The sequence below is a fragment of the Pseudomonas hunanensis genome (assembly GCF_013393325.1).
In the GTDB taxonomy this organism is placed as follows: Bacteria; Pseudomonadota; Gammaproteobacteria; order Pseudomonadales; family Pseudomonadaceae; genus Aquipseudomonas; species Aquipseudomonas putida_P.
The window spans coordinates 1-270 of the sequence record NZ_QJRC01000010.1 but is presented as its reverse complement, the minus strand read 5'-3'; the positions used below and the strand labels follow the sequence as shown (position 1 = coordinate 270).

Annotated in this window: 1 rRNA gene; it reads right to left on the bottom strand. The window is 52.2% G+C overall.

Annotated features, from left to right (window positions below):
* Positions 1-216, bottom strand: a 16S ribosomal RNA gene (locus DM807_RS00040); the annotation flags it as partial.
* Positions 217-270: the final 54 nt, after the last annotated feature.

Here is a 270-nt window from a genome sequence, read left to right as displayed (position 1 = left end):
AGCGCAAGGCCCGAAGGTCCCCTGCTTTCTCCCGTAGGACGTATGCGGTATTAGCGTTCCTTTCGAAACGTTGTCCCCCACTACCAGGCAGATTCCTAGGCATTACTCACCCGTCCGCCGCTGAATCAAGGAGCAAGCTCCCGTCATCCGCTCGACTTGCATGTGTTAGGCCTGCCGCCAGCGTTCAATCTGAGCCATGATCAAACTCTTCAGTTCAATACTGCTTGGGTTTTTAAGAAACCCTAAACTTGGCTCAGCAATCTCAAATGA